Annotated in this window: 21 protein-coding genes; 10 read left to right on the forward strand and 11 right to left on the reverse strand. The window is 52.2% G+C overall.

The window, feature by feature from the left end:
- Positions 1 to 10: 10 nt before the first annotated feature.
- Genes rd through C7452_RS08270 form a run of 5 tightly spaced genes read left to right on the forward strand, consistent with a single transcriptional unit; the run spans position 11 to position 3,139 of the window.
- Positions 11 to 172, forward strand: coding sequence for a rubredoxin (gene rd / locus C7452_RS08250; protein ID WP_010875795.1), 162 nt, complete (start codon positions 11 to 13; stop codon positions 170 to 172).
- Positions 173 to 1,330, forward strand: coding sequence for an FprA family A-type flavoprotein (locus tag C7452_RS08255; RefSeq protein WP_115892797.1), 1,158 nt, complete (start codon positions 173 to 175; stop codon positions 1,328 to 1,330).
- Positions 1,324 to 1,839 carry a ferritin gene (locus C7452_RS08260; RefSeq protein WP_010875797.1) on the forward strand — a complete coding sequence of 172 codons (516 nt, stop codon included), beginning with the start codon at positions 1,324 to 1,326 and terminating at the stop codon, positions 1,837 to 1,839. Before C7452_RS08255 ends, C7452_RS08260 begins: the two co-directional genes overlap by 7 nt.
- A gap of 3 nt (positions 1,840 to 1,842) precedes the next feature.
- Positions 1,843 to 2,529, forward strand: a complete 687-nt coding sequence (locus C7452_RS08265; RefSeq protein WP_115892798.1) for a peroxiredoxin — start codon at positions 1,843 to 1,845, stop codon at positions 2,527 to 2,529.
- 1 nt (position 2,530) lies between these two features.
- Positions 2,531 to 3,139, forward strand: a complete 609-nt coding sequence (locus C7452_RS08270; RefSeq protein ID WP_048060758.1) for a superoxide dismutase — start codon at positions 2,531 to 2,533, stop codon at positions 3,137 to 3,139.
- Positions 3,140 to 3,146: 7 nt separating this feature from the next.
- Here C7452_RS08270 and C7452_RS09115 read toward each other — a convergent pair whose 3' ends face one another.
- Positions 3,147 to 3,287, reverse strand: coding sequence for a hypothetical protein (locus C7452_RS09115; protein WP_158296314.1), 141 nt, complete (start codon positions 3,285 to 3,287; stop codon positions 3,147 to 3,149).
- Positions 3,288 to 3,377: 90 nt separating this feature from the next.
- Here C7452_RS09115 and C7452_RS08275 point away from each other — a divergent pair, with 90 nt between their 5' ends.
- Positions 3,378 to 4,673: a phenylacetate--CoA ligase family protein gene (locus C7452_RS08275; protein ID WP_115892799.1), complete on the forward strand. Its 1,296-nt coding sequence runs from the start codon at positions 3,378 to 3,380 to the stop codon at positions 4,671 to 4,673.
- A gap of 24 nt (positions 4,674 to 4,697) precedes the next feature.
- Positions 4,698 to 5,129: an ACT domain-containing protein gene (locus C7452_RS08280; protein ID WP_010875801.1), complete on the forward strand. Its 432-nt coding sequence runs from the start codon at positions 4,698 to 4,700 to the stop codon at positions 5,127 to 5,129.
- Between the two features lie 7 nt (positions 5,130 to 5,136).
- Here the strand turns inward: C7452_RS08280 and C7452_RS08285 are convergent, their stop codons facing one another.
- The 8 genes from C7452_RS08285 to purC are packed head-to-tail and all read right to left on the reverse strand — an operon-like array spanning position 5,137 to position 10,796.
- Positions 5,137 to 5,934 carry a DUF7839 domain-containing protein gene (locus C7452_RS08285; protein ID WP_010875802.1) on the reverse strand — a complete coding sequence of 266 codons (798 nt, stop codon included), beginning with the start codon at positions 5,932 to 5,934 and terminating at the stop codon, positions 5,137 to 5,139.
- On the reverse strand, positions 5,931 to 7,328 hold the full coding sequence (gene recJ / locus C7452_RS08290; RefSeq protein WP_115892812.1) for a single-stranded-DNA-specific exonuclease RecJ: 1,398 nt from the start codon (positions 7,326 to 7,328) through the stop codon (positions 5,931 to 5,933). Before recJ ends, C7452_RS08285 begins: the two co-directional genes overlap by 4 nt.
- A 10-nt stretch (positions 7,329 to 7,338) precedes the next feature.
- Positions 7,339 to 7,614: a signal recognition particle subunit SRP19/SEC65 family protein gene (locus tag C7452_RS08295; protein WP_115892800.1), complete on the reverse strand. Its 276-nt coding sequence runs from the start codon at positions 7,612 to 7,614 to the stop codon at positions 7,339 to 7,341.
- Positions 7,615 to 7,637: 23 nt separating this feature from the next.
- On the reverse strand, positions 7,638 to 8,438 hold the full coding sequence (locus tag C7452_RS08300; RefSeq protein WP_048060760.1) for a uroporphyrinogen-III synthase: 801 nt from the start codon (positions 8,436 to 8,438) through the stop codon (positions 7,638 to 7,640).
- Positions 8,404 to 9,120, reverse strand: a complete 717-nt coding sequence (cobA, locus tag C7452_RS08305; RefSeq protein ID WP_048060761.1) for a uroporphyrinogen-III C-methyltransferase — start codon at positions 9,118 to 9,120, stop codon at positions 8,404 to 8,406. The genes C7452_RS08300 and cobA overlap by 35 nt, the downstream gene beginning before the upstream one ends.
- A gap of 5 nt (positions 9,121 to 9,125) precedes the next feature.
- Positions 9,126 to 9,782, reverse strand: a complete 657-nt coding sequence (purQ, locus tag C7452_RS08310; RefSeq protein WP_010875807.1) for a phosphoribosylformylglycinamidine synthase subunit PurQ — start codon at positions 9,780 to 9,782, stop codon at positions 9,126 to 9,128.
- Positions 9,783 to 9,785: 3 nt separating this feature from the next.
- Positions 9,786 to 10,040, reverse strand: a complete 255-nt coding sequence (gene purS, locus C7452_RS08315) for a phosphoribosylformylglycinamidine synthase subunit PurS (RefSeq protein ID WP_010875808.1) — start codon at positions 10,038 to 10,040, stop codon at positions 9,786 to 9,788.
- A gap of 9 nt (positions 10,041 to 10,049) precedes the next feature.
- Entirely contained in the window at positions 10,050 to 10,796 is a 747-nt protein-coding gene (gene purC, locus C7452_RS08320; RefSeq protein ID WP_115892801.1) for a phosphoribosylaminoimidazolesuccinocarboxamide synthase, read from the reverse strand.
- A gap of 141 nt (positions 10,797 to 10,937) precedes the next feature.
- Between purC and glmS the strand changes: the two genes are divergently transcribed.
- Entirely contained in the window at positions 10,938 to 12,710 is a 1,773-nt protein-coding gene (gene glmS, locus C7452_RS08325) for a glutamine--fructose-6-phosphate transaminase (isomerizing) (RefSeq protein WP_115892802.1), read from the forward strand.
- A gap of 53 nt (positions 12,711 to 12,763) precedes the next feature.
- Here glmS and C7452_RS08330 read toward each other — a convergent pair whose 3' ends face one another.
- The gene (locus C7452_RS08330) at positions 12,764 to 13,762 is read right to left on the reverse strand and encodes a glycosyltransferase family 2 protein (protein WP_010875811.1); all 999 of its coding nucleotides are present in this window, start codon (positions 13,760 to 13,762) and stop codon (positions 12,764 to 12,766) included.
- A gap of 19 nt (positions 13,763 to 13,781) precedes the next feature.
- Positions 13,782 to 14,921 (reverse strand): glycosyltransferase family 4 protein, encoded by a 1,140-nt coding sequence (locus tag C7452_RS08335; protein WP_048060762.1) that lies wholly within the window; start codon positions 14,919 to 14,921, stop codon positions 13,782 to 13,784.
- Positions 14,922 to 15,099: 178 nt separating this feature from the next.
- Between C7452_RS08335 and C7452_RS08340 the strand changes: the two genes are divergently transcribed.
- On the forward strand, positions 15,100 to 17,457 hold the full coding sequence (locus C7452_RS08340; protein ID WP_115892803.1) for a PAS domain S-box protein: 2,358 nt from the start codon (positions 15,100 to 15,102) through the stop codon (positions 17,455 to 17,457).
- 128 nt (positions 17,458 to 17,585) lie between these two features.
- On the forward strand, positions 17,586 to 18,782 hold the full coding sequence (locus C7452_RS08345; RefSeq protein ID WP_115892804.1) for an MnmC family methyltransferase: 1,197 nt from the start codon (positions 17,586 to 17,588) through the stop codon (positions 18,780 to 18,782).
- The last annotated feature ends 121 nt before the right edge of the window (positions 18,783 to 18,903 follow it).

Genomic DNA, 18,903 nt, shown 5'->3' on the forward strand with positions numbered 1-18,903 from the left:
AGGTGAATGAATGGACAAATATGTTTGTCAGATGTGTGGATACATCTACGACCCTGAGGAGGGAGACCCTGTTTCAGGCATAGAGGCAGGAACACCCTTCGAGGACCTCCCGGACGACTGGGTATGCCCGGTCTGCGGGGTTGGAAAGGACCAGTTCAAGAAGATGGATTAGATGACAGCAAAAAGGATTGCTGATGGGGTTTACTACACCGGCACCATCGACTGGGACAGAAGGACCTTCGATGAACTTGTAACCCTCCCGCGGGGTACAAGTTACAACTCCTACCTGATCTCTGGAACCAGCGCCACAGCCCTCATTGACACCACGGAGCCATCAAGGGCAGCCGAACTCCTGAGGACCCTTGAGGAGATGGACGCAGATATAAAATACATAGTATCACAGCATGCAGAACAGGATCACTCAGGCACCATACCTGAACTCCTTGAAATCTACCCTGAGGCAGAGGTCATCGGGACACCTGCATGCATAGAACTTCTGCAGGAGCTTCTGAGGATCAACGGGAACTTCAGGGAGGTTAAGGACGGTGAAAGCATCTCCCTGGGTGACAGGACACTGAGATTCATCGTAACACCATGGGTTCACTGGCCAGATACCATGGTAACCTACCTTGAGGGGGATGGCATACTCTTTACATGCGACTTCTTCGGATCACACATTGCAACATCAGACATCATGGAGACACCGGATGACTTCCTGAGGGAGGCAAAGAGGTACTACGCCCACATAATGATGCCCTTCAGCCAGATGGTGGCATCAAACCTCAGGAAGATCTCGGAGCTTGAAGTATCCATGATGGCACCATCACATGGCCCGGTCATATCTGAACCCGGGCTCATAATGGACGCCTATGATACCTGGACCTCAGGCGGGGAGGGAGTGGTCATCGCCTACACCACCATGCATGGAAGCACCAGGGTCATGGTTGAGAGACTCACAGAGAAACTCATGGAACTTGATGTGAGTGTGAGACCGGTGAACGTTGCAGAACATGACACAGGGGAATTCCTGACGGAACTCGTCGACGCATCCGTGCTTGTCGTGGCATCCCCGACGGTACTCACAAGACCACATCCAGCCATAGCATCAGTCCTCTACCTCGTAAACGCCCTGAGACCACCCTTAAGGCATGTTGCGGTCATGGGATCCTATGGATGGGGCAGCCTGATAGAATCCGAGGTCAGGAAGCTCCTGTCAAATCTGAATGTCGAATACCTTGAATCCGTCCTTGTGAAGGGTCTCCCGGTGGAGGAGGACCTTCAGAGGGTGGATGAACTTGCCATGAAGATAAAGGGGGTGAATGAATGGTAAGTGAAAGGATGCAGGAGGCGCTAAACAGGCAGCTAAATGCTGAGCTCTACTCAGCATATCTCTACCTTTCAATGGCAGCCTACTACGAGGCCTCCGATCTTCCTGGATTCGCAAACTGGATGCGTGTACAGGCCCAGGAGGAGCTTTCACACGCAATGAAATTCTACGACTACCTTGTGCAGAGGGGTGCAAGGGTCGTACTGGATGAGATAGAGAAACCACCATTTGAGTGGGAATCACCACTTGAGGTGGCCAAGCATGTCCTTGAACATGAGAAGAAGGTCACAGGACTCATAAATGACCTTGTGGACCTCGCCATCTCAGAGAGGGATCATGCAACCAACAACTTCCTCCAGTGGTTCGTTGCAGAGCAGGTTGAGGAGGAGGAATCAGCAGGGAGCCTTCTCCAGAGGGTGCGCCTCGCATCAGACTCACCCAGCGGACTCCTCATGCTGGATGCAGAACTGGCAAAGAGGGTCTACAATCCACCCGCAGATAAGGGGGAATGAGCTATGGGGGAGAAGGTATACGAACTCAGAAAGATAAAGAAAAAGGGAAGGGGAATGCCCCTCATAGGGGATAAATTCCCGGAGATGGAGGTCCAGACGACCCATGGACCGATGGAACTCCCGGATGAATTTGAGGGCAAATGGTTCATCCTCTTCAGCCACCCTGCAGACTTCACACCGGTCTGCACAACGGAGTTCGTGGCCTTTCAGGAGGTATACCCGGAACTCCGGGAACTTGACTGTGAACTCGTGGGCCTCAGTGTTGACCAGGTATTCTCCCACATCAAGTGGATCGAGTGGATAGCCGAGAACCTTGACACAGAGATAGAGTTCCCGGTGATAGCAGATACCGGACGGGTGGCGGACACCCTGGGACTCATCCACCCGGCAAGACCCACAAACACCGTCAGGGCAGTCTTTGTGGTGGACCCGGAGGGGATAATAAGGGCCATCCTATACTATCCACAGGAACTTGGAAGGAACATCCCGGAAATCGTGAGGATGATACGTGCCTTCAGGGTCATAGATGCTGAGGGGGTTGCAGCACCAGCCAACTGGCCCGATAACCAGCTCATCGGTGACCATGTGATAGTGCCTCCCGCATCTGATATTGAAACCGCGAGAAAGAGGAAGGATGAATATGAATGCTATGACTGGTGGCTATGCCACCGCAAAGTAGGGGGTGAATGATTTGGAGAAAAAATTCTATGAGCTACCTGAGCTCCCGTACCCATACGACGCCCTTGAACCACACATATCCCGGGAGCAGCTCACCATACACCACCAGAAACACCACCAGGCATACGTGGATGGTGCCAACGCACTCCTCAGGAAACTGGATGAGGCAAGGGAATCAGACACAGACGTTGACATCAAGGCAGCCCTCAAGGAGCTCTCCTTCCATGTTGGGGGCTACGTGCTTCACCTCTTCTTCTGGGGTAACATGGGACCCGCAGATGAATGCGGAGGAGAACCCTCAGGAAAACTCGCAGAGTACATAGAGAAGGACTTTGGAAGCTTTGAAAGATTCAGGAAGGAGTTCTCACAGGCAGCAATAAGTGCAGAGGGTTCAGGATGGGCGGTACTCACCTACTGCCAGAGGACAGACAGGCTCTTCATAATGCAGGTCGAGAAACACAACGTCAACGTCATACCACACTTCAGGATACTCCTGGTCCTCGATGTATGGGAACACGCCTACTACATTGACTACAGGAACGTGAGACCAGACTACGTTGAGGCATTCTGGAACATAGTTAACTGGAAGGAAGTTGAAAAACGCTTCGAGGATATCCTCTAACCAGTAATCACAGGAGATCATCCTCTCTTATCTTTTTTTCAAATGATTTTCCTTGAGTCAGATCAGAGGCGGCCCTTATTTTTTTTAAATCATCACCTTGAGTCAGATTAGAGGCGGCCCTTATTTTTTTTAAATCATCATCTTCCATGGAGTTTCTCCTGGTCCAAATACCGGGGTAACATTTATTTTTAAAGCATCATAAATCATTAAGAGTTACACTGATCCGGGAATGATTCTGATGATCTGGAATAGGGAAATGGAATGCATATCAAGGGATGAACTGGAGGAACTGCAGCTCAGGAGACTACAGGATACCGTGAAGAGGGCCTATGAGAATGTACCCTACTACAGGGAGGCCTTTGAAAGGGTGGAGGTTTACCCCGAGGATATAGAGACCCTTGACGATATAGAAAAACTCCCCTACACAACAAAGGACGACCTGAGGAGGGTCTACCCCTTCGGGATGTTCGCAGTGCCACGCAGGGAGATAGTTGAGGTTCACACATCATCAGGGACAACAGGCAAGCCGGTGGTCTCAGGCTACACCAGGGAGGACATTGAAATATGGAGTGAGGTCATGGCAAGGGGCCTTACCATGATGGGCCTCACCGAGGATGATGTAATCCAGAACACCCACGGCTACGGACTTTTCACAGGGGGCTTCGGTGTCCACTACGGGGCCCAGAAGATCGGGGCCACGGTCATACCCATATCAACGGGGCAGACAAGAAGGCAGATAGAGATAATGAAGGACTTCGGAACAACAGTCATGATATTCACACCATCCTACGGTCTCTACCTTTCTGAAATAGCACGTGAAGAAGGATTCAACCCTGAAGAGTCCAGGATAAAGGCAATAGGCTTCGGAGCCGAGATGTGGACCGAGGAGATGAGGGCTGAGATCGAGAGAAGATTCAATGCACCGGCCTTCAACATATACGGCCTGACAGAGATAATGGGGCCAGGTGTTGCAATGGAGTGCAGTGAGAAGAAGGGACTCCACATTGCAGAGGACCACTTCTACCCTGAGATAATAGATAAGAACGGTGAGAGGCTCGGCCCAGGGGAAAGGGGTGAACTTGTGATCACAACACTGACGAGGGTGGGGATGCCTGTTATAAGGTTCAGGACCAAGGACATAACCTCCATAGACTATGACCCCTGCAACTGCGGCAGGACCCTTGCAAGGATCTCAAGGATCACAGGCAGGGTTGACGATATGCTCAAGGTCCGCGGGGTATCAGTGTTCCCATCACAGATAGAGAAGGCGCTACTCCGCATAGACGGAATAGAACCCCACTACCAGATAATAGTGACAAGGCCCCACCTCATGGATGAACTTGAGGTCAGGGTTGAAACATCACCGGAACTCTTCTCAGATGATATCCGGAAGATGGTGGAGACCCGGGACCGCATCGAGGAGTTCATAGAGAATGAGATAGGCCTCAGGGTCAAGGTGACCCTTGTGGAACCCGGAACCATACCCCGGAGTGAGGGCAAGGCTGTGAGGGTGATAGACAGGAGGAACCTCTAGTTTAAAGGACGAGGCTGTGATAATATGAGGGTTAAGCAGATATCTATATTCCTTGAAAATAAGAAGGGCCGGCTCTGGAAGGCCCTCAGCACACTTGCAGAGGCAGGTATAAACCTCAGGGCACTTTCACTTGCAGACACATCCGAATTCGGCATACTGAGACTCATAGTACCCGAACCTCAAGAGGCGGCGGCCGTGCTTGAGGATAAGGGTTTTGTCGTTAAAATTAAGGACGTGGTTGCGGTTGAAATGGATGACCGGCCAGGGGGCCTTTCATCCATCCTCGAGGTGCTGAAGGACTACGACCTGAACCTTGACTACATATACGCCTTTGTACATGAGAAGAAGGACAAGGCCATACTGTTCATGAGTACAGAGGACCTGGACGCCCTTGAGGGTGCACTGAGGGATGCGGGGGTGCGCATGGTCCCGCCTGAGGAGGTCTATTCCCTCTGATTGATTTTTATTCCTTGTGGGTGAGCCTGAGGTCCTCCACAGAGTACTCAACACCCTCCTTCTCAAGTTTTTCTGTTATACTCCTGCTCATTTTACCAACTGCAAGTACAAGGACGTTGAGGCCCCTCTTTGCAGCTGCAAGTGCTGCGTGGGGTGTTGCGAACTCAAAATCCACCTGCAGGTTCAGTTTATTTGCAGCCGCCCTTGAAACGGTCCCCATTATCCCGGTTCTATCATGGCCTCTGCTGAGCTCCCTCAACCTTTCAAGGTCGGCGTTCCTTGATCCACCCTCAGATATTCCTGGCAGCACGGCTATGGTCACCTTACCCCGCTGGAGTGGTATGGTCCCCCCGAGTTCTGATAGGGCAACATCCTCACCCCTCCGTGCAGGGTGGAGTACCTCTGCATAGGCCTCCCCGTTTCTCCTCCTCCTTGCATATAGTATACCATCCTCCATGAAAAGTTCAACCTTATCCCCCTCCTGGAGGTCCTCCCAGGCTATGGCCGGCCACACAGACCTGTAGAAGCTCATGGATTCAAGCACCTCATCTGCGTACCTTCGAAGGTCCATGGCGGCCTCCTTGATCTTCTCAGCACCCCTCCTTGTTATCTTGTAGTGGGACCTACCGCTTCCGGACTCAACCAGGCCCTCGGCTATGAGGCTCTTGATGTTCTCAGAGACTGCCTGGACAGTTACTCCGAGCTTATCTGCTATGTCCTTCTGCCTCACATAGGGCTGACGCATGGCTATCTCACTAAGTATCTGAAAGCGTGTAAGTTCACCCTTTTTTCTCAATGCCTTCATCCATTCACCTTCACATTCTTTATGGCCCTATCAAGGAGTTCGAGGAATTCTCTCTCACGCTCTGAGGGTATGTAGGCGCCGCAGGCAGTTGCATGGCCCCCTCCGCTTCCACCCACCTTCTCAGCGACCCTCCTCATTATGGAGCCGAAGTGTATGCCGTCGAAGGCCAGGAGCCGTGAGCATCGCAGCGAAACCTTGAGTCCATCAGCGGTTTCTCCCAGTCCAATCATGGGCCTCCTCCAGTCACCGTAGCCAAGGAGCATGCCTGCGACCGTGCCCACAACGGCTGTGTTCACTCCCGGAGCATGGAAGTACTGGAGGTTCTCCATGTCCCTTATCAGTTCCTCATCCATTATCTCGTCGAGTGTAACTGCAAGGTAGGTCCTGTGATCCCTGAGCACATCCTCCAGTTCATCCCTTTTCCCTTTCCGGTCCCCTCCGATTATCTCCATTGCAAGCTTCCACCTTGAGTTGCGGTTACAGGCGTTCACCGCCGTTGAGAACTCAGACAGATCCCTGAAAACAGTGTACCTCTCCTCGGAGCTGAGCTCATAGACCTCGCCGAGGATAAGCCTTGGAAGGTATCTGTGATATCTTTCAGGGACTTCACTGACCATCATGCGGTATATCTCGTTGAAGAGTTTCCTCTTCTCATCATCCGTAAGGTCACAGAGTTTTCGCTGTGATTCCCCATTTTTGAGGGGTATTCCAAGGTTTTTGAGCCTTGCAATGCACTCATTGGTGTTGTTTGTTGTCGGGAGAGTTACATCCCCAAAATAGGAGAGCGCATTAACCAGAGGCCTTGTATGTCTACCATAGATTGTCAGGTCACTCTGGCACTCGATCTGACCCTCACTGACGCTGTCCTGGAGGATATCCCTGTTCAGGCCTTCCATTTTACCGAGGGTGATGTTCTGCATGTCACCCACCGCTGCAAGGAGACCCATCCAGCTGAGGTCCCTGTAGCCGAATTCCCTTGCAAGGAGGTAGGTGAGTCCCCCGCCTGAGACATGTGTTGAGCCGTCCATCCCATAGAATATGGGGTTTATCTCCAGGAAATCCCCGCTGGGGGCTGTGAAGTTCATCTTCCTCACAGGGGGGTGGTGGTCCAGTATGAGAACCCTTGAGTTTGATTTAAGGTTCTCATGGACTCTCTGACCGGATCCAAGGTCGCTGAAGATGGTGAGGTCAGAGGAAAGTTCAACTTCAGGGACCTCGTTGATGTTTATGATCCTCACCTCATGGTCCATATCGAGCCTTTCAAGGACCTTGCTGAGCACCGTCGCGGCTGTTATACCATCACAGTCAGTGTGACTGTAGACCGTGACTGTTTCAGAGGATTCAACCATCTCCCTGGCCCTTCTGAGGGCCAATCTCAGTTCATCCATACCCATAGCCATGGCATCATCTCTTCCTTGAGGACCTCACAAGTCTTGCAATTTTTGGAAGGAGTTCGCTCTTTTTACCATTGTATTCCACAACAACCCTTCCTGAGGACTCCCACCAGGACGGTGGGTATGCCCTGTCTGATTCCATACTGGCCTCCAGCTGGAGCTTCCTGGCAGCCCTGAGTATCTCACTGGCGGTCGGGGATTCAACAGCATACTCGAGGGGCACCCTGCGACCCTCACTCCGTGATTTTCTTGAATCAAGATAAGCTGGCCATATGATCAAGTTCACTCCTCCTGGTTTCGTTCATTCTGTCAGTCCACATCTTCACCCATGCTAACTGCGAGCGCAGCTATCATATCCTTCACGGTGTACCTTTCGGGTGTCACGGCGGTGATTCCATGCTCCTCCAGCTTCCTGAGGGTTATGGGGCCTATTGCAGCCACCTTAACCCTCTTCAGAACCTCTATGAGCTCTTTACGCCGGTTACCGGCGATTTTGAAGAGGTTCTCAACAGTGAGGGGGCTTGTGAAGGTGACTGCATCCACCTTTCCATCCAGGAGACCATCTATAAGCTCCTCTGCGGGGCCGGTGTCTTCAGGTAAACCGGATCTGTAGGCCTCGGCCACGAGGACCTCTGCACCCATCATCTCAAGTCCTCGGGGAAGGACCTTCCTTGCAGAGAGTGTCCTTGGGAGAGCCACCTTCCAGCCCTCAATGTTGAGACCGGTGAGGGCATCCAGGAGGCCCTCGGCAGTATAATCCTCCGGGACGATATCGACCCGGAGTCCATGCTCACCGGCCACTCTGGCGGTCCTGGGACCTATAACTGCCACCAGGCAGTCCTTCCTGATTTTCCCTGCAAATTCTCTGCAGAGCTGGAAGAGGGATTCAACGGCGGCCTGTGACGTGAATATTACAAGATCCCATTCATCAGCCCTCCGGCAGACTTCCCTGAGGGATTCTGTGTGCGCCTCCTTTAATTCAAGGGTCGGGGCCACGAGGGCCCTTCCACCTGCCCCCTCTATCAGTTCAACAGCCTCTGCAGATCTTTCAGGGGGCCGTGTCACGGCCACGGTCCTATTTCTCAGTCCCTCTAATTTCACGGTAGACATTGACAACATCACCCACCACTATGATGCCGGGAGGCCTCAGGTCCTTATCTGCGATGTCTCCAAGTGTCCCGAGGATTATCCTCTCATCATCCAGCGTACCGCTCTCAATCACACATACCGGGGTGTCGGCGGGGCGGTGCTTCATGATCTCCTCCATGTTCTCCCTTATGTTGCCAACACCCATGAGTATTATGAGCGTATCTGCATTGTAGTCCCAGTGGACCTGCTTAGCGGGCTTTGATGGGTCCTCGTGGCCTGTAACCACCGTGAAGGATGTTGCAACGCCCCTGTGGGTTACAGGAAGCCCGACTGATGTGGGGACACCAACAGCCGATGTCACTCCGGGGATGACCCTGTAGGGGATGCCGGCTTCCTTCAGGGCCAGGATCTCCTCACCACCCCTTCCAAATACGAAGGGGTCGCCGCCCTTGAGCCTCACAACGGTCTCATGTTTTTTTCCTTCCTCAACGAGTATTCTGTTTATCTCGTCCTGGGTCCTGTGGTGTTCACCTGCCCTCTTACCGACGTATATGAGCCTGGCGTCATCAGGTGCGTATCTGAGTATCTCTTCACCTGCAAGCCGGTCATAGATCACCACGTCTGCCCCTTCAAGGACCCTTATCGCCTTGAGTGTTATGAGTTCAGGGTCCCCGGGTCCTGCCCCAACAAGATAGACCACCATGAGCATCACCCTCTAAACTTCAGGATGCCCCTGAAGAATTTGAAGCCATCCACGGATCCCAGTATCTCCTCGGATGCCCTCTCAGGGTGGGGCATCACTGCGCATACAAGGCCTGATTCATCGCAGACCCCGGTTATACCGTCCAGTGAACCGTTGGGGTTTTCCCCATGGAACTGGAGGACGACCTGATCGTTTTCCCATACCTCACTGATATTGTCGTGGTAGTACCTGCCCTCGGCATGTGCCACAGGCATCCTTATAACCTCGTCCTTCTTGAAGAGACCTGTGAATGGCGTCCTGGTTGTTTTAACCCTGAGTTCGGTCCACTGGCAGTTGAATTTTGGGTGCTCGTTTACGGTGAAGACCCCTGGCACAAGCCCAACCTCTGCCAGTATCTGGGCGCCATTGCATATGCCAAGTACAGGTTTTTCCTCCCTCACAAGTTCCCTGACAGCGTCCATGACAGGGGTTATGGCTGCGATTGCACCTGCACGGAGGTAGTCCCCGTAGGAGAAACCCCCCGGGATCACGACGGCGTCGAGGTGATCAAGGTTGCGCTGGTTCCACCAGACATACTCAGGTTCCGCCCCTGCCAGTTCAAGGACATGGTGGACGTCACGGTCACAGTTGGATCCCGGAAACCTTATAACTCCCACCCTCATGGTTCAGCCTTCCATCTCGTTTATACTGACATCATAGTCATGGATGACCGGGTTGCAGAGGAGGCGCTGACACATGTCCTCAACCTCCCTCTCAACGGCCTCAAGACTGTCCTCATCCATGGTGAAGGTTATAACATCAGTTGTATCGGTGTCCTCAACCTCATATCCAAGGAGAGCCAGTGCCCTCTCAATTGTGGCTGCCTCAGGGTTCAGCATGCCCTTCTTTAGCCTTATTCTGACCTCGACCATAAACTTCATTCCATCACCTCAGAGTTCAACATTCCACCTTTCGATGTCCTCATCATCAAGTATCATCCTGGCCACCCTTCTGTAGGCGCCAACAACACCCTCCTCTCCACGGCGGAATATGTCCTTGTCCAGGGGCTCTCCGGTCTCCATGTCCCAGAGGCGGCAGGTGTCAGGGCTAACCTCGTCGCCGAGTCTTATCCTGCCACCGGAGTCCCTTCCGAATTCTAGTTTGAAGTCGGGCAGGATAAGTCCCCTTGACTTCAGGAAGTCCCTGAGGACACTGTTTATCTGGAGGGTGATCCTCCTTATCTCCTCCAGTTCATCCCTGGTGGCGATCCCCAGGGCGAGGATTATGTCATCGTTCAGCATGGGGTCCCCGTGCTCATCACTCTTGTAGTCCATCTGTATGAGGGGTGGTATGAATTCCTGGCCCTCAGTGAAGGGAAACCTCCTCACGATGCTCCCCGCTGCTATATTCCGGGTTATGACCTCTATGGGTATCATCTCAAGTTTCCTTGCAAGGATGCATCCTGGTTCCCTAAGTTCAAGGTACTGGGTCGGTACCCCCGCCTCCTCGAGAACCTCGAATATCTTTGCTGAGATCACAGAGTTGTAGTAGCCCTTCATCTCGAGGGTGTCCTTCTTTTCACCGTCACCTGCGGTTATATCGTCCCTGAACCTAACGGCAACGATTTCAGGGTCATCTGTAAGGAGAACATCCTTTGCCTTACCACTGTACAGTGGACCGTCTATCTTCACATCCATACTATCACTTTTAAAGAATTTGAGTATGAAATCCTGATCAACTCTCCAATACTTATATAGGTGTAAATTCTATTATGAGTTATATTGCGATTCAGTTATATAATCTTGCGAAATCAGATTCATGCTTCTTAGGGTGAAATAATGTGTGGCATTGTGGCTTGTATACTTAAGGATGGGAGTGCAGCCCCGGTTCTCCTGGAATGCGTCAGGAGACTGGAGTACAGGGGCTATGACTCCGTTGGTATTGCGACATCGGACCCCATGATAAGGATAAAGAAGGACAGCGGCAAAATCGACGAGGTGGACGCAGAACTTGACCTTGCAGATCTACCGGGCAGTATGGGGATAGCCCATGTTAGGTGGGCAACCCATGGTCTCCCCACAGCTGAGAATGCCCACCCACACACCGACTGCAGTGGCGAGATAGCAGTTGTACACAACGGGATAATAGAGAACTACCTTGAGGTTAAGGAGGAACTTGAATCTGAGGGCCACATATTCAGGTCCGAGACAGACACCGAGGTCATACCACACCTCATAGAGAAGTACATGGATGAGGGGATGGACCTTGAAGCCGCAACAGCCACAGCACTCAGGAAGCTCAGGGGGGCATATGCGATTGCAGTGGTATCATCCAGGGAGCCGGGAAGGATCGTGGGGGCCAGGAAGGAGAGCCCCCTCATAGTCGGTGTCGGTGAAGGTGAATACTTCCTGGCCTCAGATGTGCCAGCCATCCTCAACCACACCAGCAGGGTGATATACCTTGATGACGGTGAGATGGTCATACTTGATGGGGATCTGAGGGTCACCGACATGGAGGGCAACACTGTGGAGAAGGAGATCCATTCAATCGACTGGTCCGCTGACATGGCAGAGAAGGGCGGCTACGACCACTTCATGCTTAAGGAGATACATGAGGAACCCTCCGCGGTGAGGGACACCCTCACAGAGTGGGATGAGGTGCTTGGAGTGGTTGAGGAGATAGGCGAGGTTGAAAGGATCTGCTTCGTTGCCTGCGGAACATCCTACCACGCATCACTGGTTGGAAAGTACCTCTTTGAGGGCCTCCTGGGCATACCAACCGATGTGATCCTTGCAAGCGAGTTCAGATACTCAGCAGGGGCCCTGAATGACAGGACACTGGCGATATTCATAAGCCAGTCAGGTGAAACAGCGGATACCCTGAACGCCCTCCGCGCAGCCAATTCAAGGGCGAAGACCCTGGCAATAGTCAATGTACTTGGGAGCTCGGCAACAAGGGAGGCCCAGCATGTTCTATACACAAGGGCAGGACCCGAGATAGGTGTGGCCGCAACCAAGACCTATGTGAGTCAGCTAACAGTTATATACATGCTCGTGGCTGCGATGGGCGCACCCGAGCTCATGGATAGACTTGGAAGGGTTCCTGAGTTCATGGAGAGGGCCCTTAAGGATGAGGATGGCATCAGGGAACTTGCAGCCACCTGCAGTGACGTGAGTGACTTCTTCTTCATAGGCCGAGGGTTTGCTTATCCAACGGCCCTTGAGGGCGCCCTGAAGCTCAAGGAGATAACCTACATACACGGTGAGGGCTACGCAGCAGGGGAACTCAAGCACGGACCCCTGGCCCTGATAGATAACGGGGTCCCGGTCGTTGCGATTTCACCGCCAGGTCCGTGCCATGATAAGACCCTGAGCAACGTTGAGGAGGTCAGAGCAAGGGGTGCAAGGGTCATAGGGGTTGGCAGTATTTCAGACGAATCCCTCAGGAAGGAGGCTGATGACTTCATAGGCCTTGACCCTGAGGTGGATGATGTCATATCACCCCTGGTCTACATCGTTCCCCTCCAGCTCCTCTCCTACCATGTGAGTGTGGAACGTGGACTGGACCCTGACAAGCCAAAGAACCTTGCAAAGTGTGTGACCGTTGAGTGAAGGTGATCATGGAAAGCAAATACCGGGGCTCTGACGCTGCAATCCCTGAATCTTCAATCTTCCTGAGGGGAGGGTACCTTAACTGACCATCTCATTGTAAGGTACTCCTTAATTTCTGATTCAGGTACCCTCTTCAAAGCCCTCCTTTTACGAATAACCCTTCCCAGCCCCCTGTAGGCATCATATTTTGCCCTAAGGATTATGAGTTTCCCCCTCTTTATGTTCAGAAGTACCTGAATAATTTCTGTGAGAACAAAGAGGGGGAGACACATTAAAAGCAGATCAGCTGGCATGTTCTTAATGAAGGTCCAGGTATAATTTCTCCAGTTGTGGTAAACCGTGAAGTCACTTATAAAGGGATTGGTACCCCCCTTGTAGTGGTATACAGTGGCATCGGGTGCATAAAGGGAATCCCATCCTGCGCTTCTGAGTCTGAGTGCCAGATCAAAGTCCTCATAGTATGCAAAGAAATCCTCATCAAAGTATTCAGCGTCGACCTCGACGTCTTCAAGGGCTTCTCTTCTGTAGAGACAGGCACCGGCACAGCAACCCAGGATTCTGGCCCTTTCATTGAAATTTTCAACTGGTTCATATGCGCCCCTGTTGAATCCAAGACCATTCAGGGAGTATTCAAGGCCGGCAGAGTCTATGAGTTTTCTGTTCTGTCCCCATATCATCCTGGCCTGCACACTCCCCACCCTCTCATCGTCTCCGGCCGCCAGTATAAGATTCTCTATAAAATCTGGAAGAACCTCCGTGTCATTATTGAGGCATACCACATACCTGCATTGGGGGTCATCAAGGGCTATCCTGATCCCCTGATTGTTTGATGCAGCGAACCCCAGATTTTCATGGTTTTCGATCAATATTATCCTGTCACCGAGGTATTCACTGAAGTTACTCTTTATAAAGTCCACTGAACCATCCGATGAACCGTTGTCAATGAAGACCACCCTGAAGTCTTCATAGGTCTGTCTGAGAAGAGACCTGAAATACACCTCGAGGAAGGATACCCCGTTGAGGTTGGGTGTTATGATGTAGGTTTCTGGCATATGATCACTTCTGAGATTTTTATGGTGTATTTTTCCGGGCTATTATGAAACTGTAGGTCCTTTCGACTTCATCAACAACCCTATCCCATATGAATTCTTCTTCAACCTTCTTACGGCCCTGAGATCCCATCCTGTCCCTCAGTTCATCATCAGAGATTAAAAGTTTTATTTTATCATGGAGGGCCTCCTTGTCACAGGGTTCAACCAGGAAACCGTTTTCACCGTCATCTATGACCTCAACAACTCCACCGGACCTGTAGGCCACAGCAGGCACACCACAGGCACCTGCTTCAGCAAGAACCATCCCGAAGCCCTCCCTGGTGGATGGAAGGACAAGCACCCTGGCCCCCCTGATCCTGGATATGACCTCAGGGTAGCTCAGGTTATGGTGGAATGTGACCGAGTCCCTGATGCCGCACTCATCGACCATGGCTTTCAGTCTGGCCCTCTCCACACCATCACCTATTATTTCGAGTCTGAGGTCAGGAAAGTCTATGACGAGTTTACTGAAGACCTCTATGAGGTGATCCACATGTTTATGGGGGGCGAGGCGTCCAACGAATATTATGTAGTTCCCGGTCGCCGGGGTGACAGAATCGATGAGTTCAGGGTCAACGCCGTTGGGGATGATGTGGATGCCATCGGGATTCCTCCCATGCAGTTCTGTGAGTGCTGAGGCCGTGCTGCGGCTAACGGTGATCACACCATCATAGGGGAGCCTCATGAGGACCCTCTCAAGGATTGTGGCTGTTTTTGAGGACTGCAGCCACTGGTCCCCATGGGCGGAACTCACATCATGGATGGTTGCAACCATTGGTGTTCCATGAATCCGGGAGGCAAGGAATGCTGGGAGGAGTGGAGCGTACGTCTGGGCGTCAATGATGTCATAGTCATGGGTCATCACCCACCTGAAGGCCGCCGCCATGAACCTGATGAAATCCAGGGGTCCCCTGAGAGGAGGTTTCCTTATTCTGGGGCCCAGGTGGTGCACCCTTACACCGCTGACCTCTTCATACTCACCGACTCCATGGATCCCCATTGATATCACATCAACAACATGACCCCTCTCAACGAGTCTCCTGGCAATTTCAAAGTATCTCCTCTCCCCTCCTCCATTGTAATGCGGTACAAAGAAATCTGAGACTATCAGTATTCTCATAGGACCCACTTTCCAGTATTCTGTTCAATCAGTTTCCATCCAGAATTTCATCAATTCCATCAATTTATATCTGATGTATGATATAATTAATAACATAGTGGGGCAGACATGCTGCGTCAGGTTCCTCCACAGAGGGGCATGATGTAAATCGGGGGGTGATGTAGGTGGGGGTTTTCCCATGAATCCAATGGCCATCATATCCATCACAGCCTTCGTGGTGGCCCTTGTATCGGGTGTGTACATATTCGTCAAGAACCCTGAAAGCCGCTTTAACAGGGCACTCCTCCTTTTCTCAGCACTGATAGCCTACCTTTCACTCACAGATTTCGGCCTTTACATTTCAGAGTCCTACATGATGGCCGACTTCTGGGTAAGGATGGGATTCCTCTGGCCCATTGTGGTCCCGGTCATACTGCACATGGTCCTGCTCTTCACGGGTAGAAGACCAACCATGCCACTCCTTGCAGTTATCTACGCACCTGCAGTGGTCATAGCGGCCCTTGAACTCACAACGGATCTTATAACCGCGGGGCCCACCATGACTTCATGGGGCTGGACCTTCAGTGCCGCGGAGAATTCGCTTCCCTACCAGATCTCAAATATCTGGGGATTCATCATAGCATCAGTCGCCATCATACTTGTGGCCCTGCACTGGAGGTCATCCCGGGGTTCAGATCGGACGCAGGCCCACTACCTCCTCACAGGCCTCATCTTACCTGTCCTGGCGGGCGTCCTGACGGATCTCGTCCTCCCTGCAGCTGCCATGGCTGTACCTTCACTCACAGATCCTTCAGCCGCACTCGGGGTTTCCATCATAGCCTATGGTGTTATGAGGTTCCGTTTACCAATCCTGAGCCCCTTAAACGCTGCCATGGATATTGTGAGGAACATGAACACCTTTCTTATAATCACAGATCTTGGGCTGAATATACACTACGTCAACCCGGCAACTGAGAGGCTAACAGGTCTTCGGGCAGTGGAATTCTCAGGCAGGAAGGTGACTGATCTCCTTAAATTCGATGAACTCAGCACAGGTTCCATCATGGAGTCCCGGCTCAGAGGTAAGGATGAATGGATCCCGGTCATCGTATCGGCGGGTCATGTGCATGGCTCAGGGGGTGAACATCTGGGCCTGCTCTTCACGGGTTCAGATATGCGGCCCATCCTGGAGATGGAGGAAAAGCTGAGGAGGAGGGAGGATCGTCTGGTGCTCCTGACAGAACACATGGCTGATGGTCTTGGAGAATTTGACAGGGACTTCAACTTCAGATACCTCAGCCCATCGGTGAAGAAGATAACAGGCTACGATCATGAAATGCTCATCGGCATGTCCGCCCTTGACTTCCTGGACTACCTGCACCCCGATGACACGGAGGATGTTAAGAAACTCATACTGACCCGGGGGGAAGGCCACAGGGCAACCTTCAGGATAAGGAGGCCCGATGGGAACTACAGGTGGGTGGAATACGTTGACAGACCAATCAGGACTGATGGTGATATCGAGGGCTACGTGTTCGGTTTGAGGGATATACATGAACATAAACTGGCAGAGGAGGCCCTGATCGTCAGCAAGGAGAAATTCAGGGAACTCTTCAGGAACATGAGGAGCGGCATAATTGCTGTTGAATCTGATGGAAAGGGATTCCGGGTTAAATCCATGAACCCGGCAGCCGAGAGGATGGAGGGCGTCTCCTGCGCCGCCATCCAGGGTATGGATCTTCAGGAGGCACTCCCTGAGATCTGGAACTCCCCCATCAGGAGGGCCCTCCAGGAGATCAGGGAGACCGGTGAGGCCATCCACTGCCCGGAGGTTGAATGTGGGGAGGGATGGTTTGATGTGCACCTCCACCAGCTATCAACCGGGGAGGTGGTCATCATCTGCACCGACATAACCCTCAGGAAGCAGTATGAGGATGAACTCAGAGCATCGCTCAGGGAGAAGGAGGCCCTCCTCAGGGAGGTGCACCACAGGGTCAAGAACAACTTCCAGGTAATATCCAGTCTCATAAATCTTCAGCTCGATGATGCTGAGGATCCAGCGCCCCTCAGGGACCTTCAGAGCAGGATCCAGTCCATGGCCCTCGTCCATGAACTGCTCTATGAGTCAGAGGATCTCACAAGCATTGACATGGGGCGCTACATAGAGAGGCTCACCTCCTCCATAGTTAACAGCCACCATAACGGGGAAATAGAAGTTGAGGCGGTGGTGGGTGACATAACACTTCCCCTTGAAACAGCCATCCCTCTGGGTCTCATCATCAATGAAATTGTCACCAACTCCTTCAAGCATGCCTTCACCTCCAGGGGAATGATAAGCGTAGAACTGGAGGAACATGGCGGTGAATTCACACTCACCATCGCAGATAATGGTGTGGGTCTTCCCCCTGATTTTATAATTGAAGATTCGGATTCCCTGGGCCTCAGGCTGGTGGCGGGCCTTGTGGATCAGATTGACGGGACCCTCGAGGTTTCCGGGGAGGATGGGACCAGGTTCAGGTTAACCTTTGGAGTTGTTCCTTACCGTCAGAGGGTCTGATGATCTGTGATTTGAGGGTATTCAGGTGGCTCTCAGAGGGTCTGATAATCATAAGCTGATGAGCAGGCACCGACTCTGATTCAGGGGTAATGGCAAAATTTAAGTTGTAATTACTGTATCATTTAACCATGGCGCTCACACCAAGAGGGGACGTCCTCAGGACAGTCATGGATTACCTTGAGAGGGAGTCCAGGGATTCTGTGGACAGAAGGAGGGACCTGTGGAGGTCAATCTCGGATAAATTCATAAGGACGGCTGATGGATCCTACACCCTGAAATCTGAGGCCGGAGAGGCGATGCACACCCGGGTGGGGGCCATAACAGAGGCCATTGAGAAATTTGTAAAACCCACGGTTTCAGGGATCAAAGACGATTTAAGGGTCCTGGACCTCTGCTCAGGTCTGGGATACAATACCGCAGCCCTCCTGGAGTTCACAGACGCATCCAGTGTAACGGTTGATATGGTGGAGATCTCAGCAGGGACCATGGCCACTGCCCTCATTGTACCATCCCCGAATCCAGCCCATAAAATCGTTAAGGGGGCTTATGAGGACTTCCTGTTATCTGAGGGATTACTGTCCCTCAGGACCTCACCTCCGGCACCCTCAGGCATCGAGCTGAGGGTCCACTGTGGGGATGCAAGGGCAGTGGTACCCCTTCTTGAGAGGGAATACTATGACGCCATATTTCTGGACGCATTCAGTCCAGGGGTGGCCCCTGAACTCTACACCGTCGAATTCATCTCACTCCTCGCAGGGGTCCTGAAGAAGAGGGGCGTACTTGCGACCTACACCTCCGCAGCCCCCATGAGGGCGGCCCTCATCGAAGCAGGATTCCATGTGGGCCAGGGACCTGTGTTCGGGAGAAAATCAGGGGGAACACTGGCCTCCCTGGACCCCCGGATGGTCAGAAAGCCCCTTGACTGGAGGGATGAACGCATGATAGCCCTCAGTGATGCAGGGATACCCTACAGGGACCCTGAATTATCTGCAGATGCCCTGGAAATAATGGGGAGACGGAGGGTCGAGAGGATGTCTGCGAGGGGCGTTACAAGGATATCATCAGCGGTTAAAACCCCACTCTACCTTGGTTCAGAGCAGGTAGAAGGGAGAACCGGGAGGCGCGTCCGGAGAAACCTCAGCAGAATAGGTATAGATGACCCTTCAGGTCCGGAGGCGCTATACATAATCTGCCCCCAGATGGATGAATGCATATGTGGCTGTGGGGAGGATAGACCAGCCAGCTCAAGGGATAGGGTCATATCCATGAGGAGGAGACTGATGGACCTGGTTAACCTGCGACACCTTGCTGATAAAGCAGGTTAGTATGTGATCCAGCCCTGCTTCCAGTGTTTCTGAGGCATGGATTATGTGGGAGGATTTTTAGGGTGCTGATTACATATTAATCAGTATCATCGTGGATATACACTGATCTGAGTACATGTTA

It is taken from the genome of Methanothermobacter defluvii (assembly GCF_003385755.1).
Classification (GTDB): Archaea; Methanobacteriota; Methanobacteria; order Methanobacteriales; family Methanothermobacteraceae; genus Methanothermobacter; species Methanothermobacter thermautotrophicus.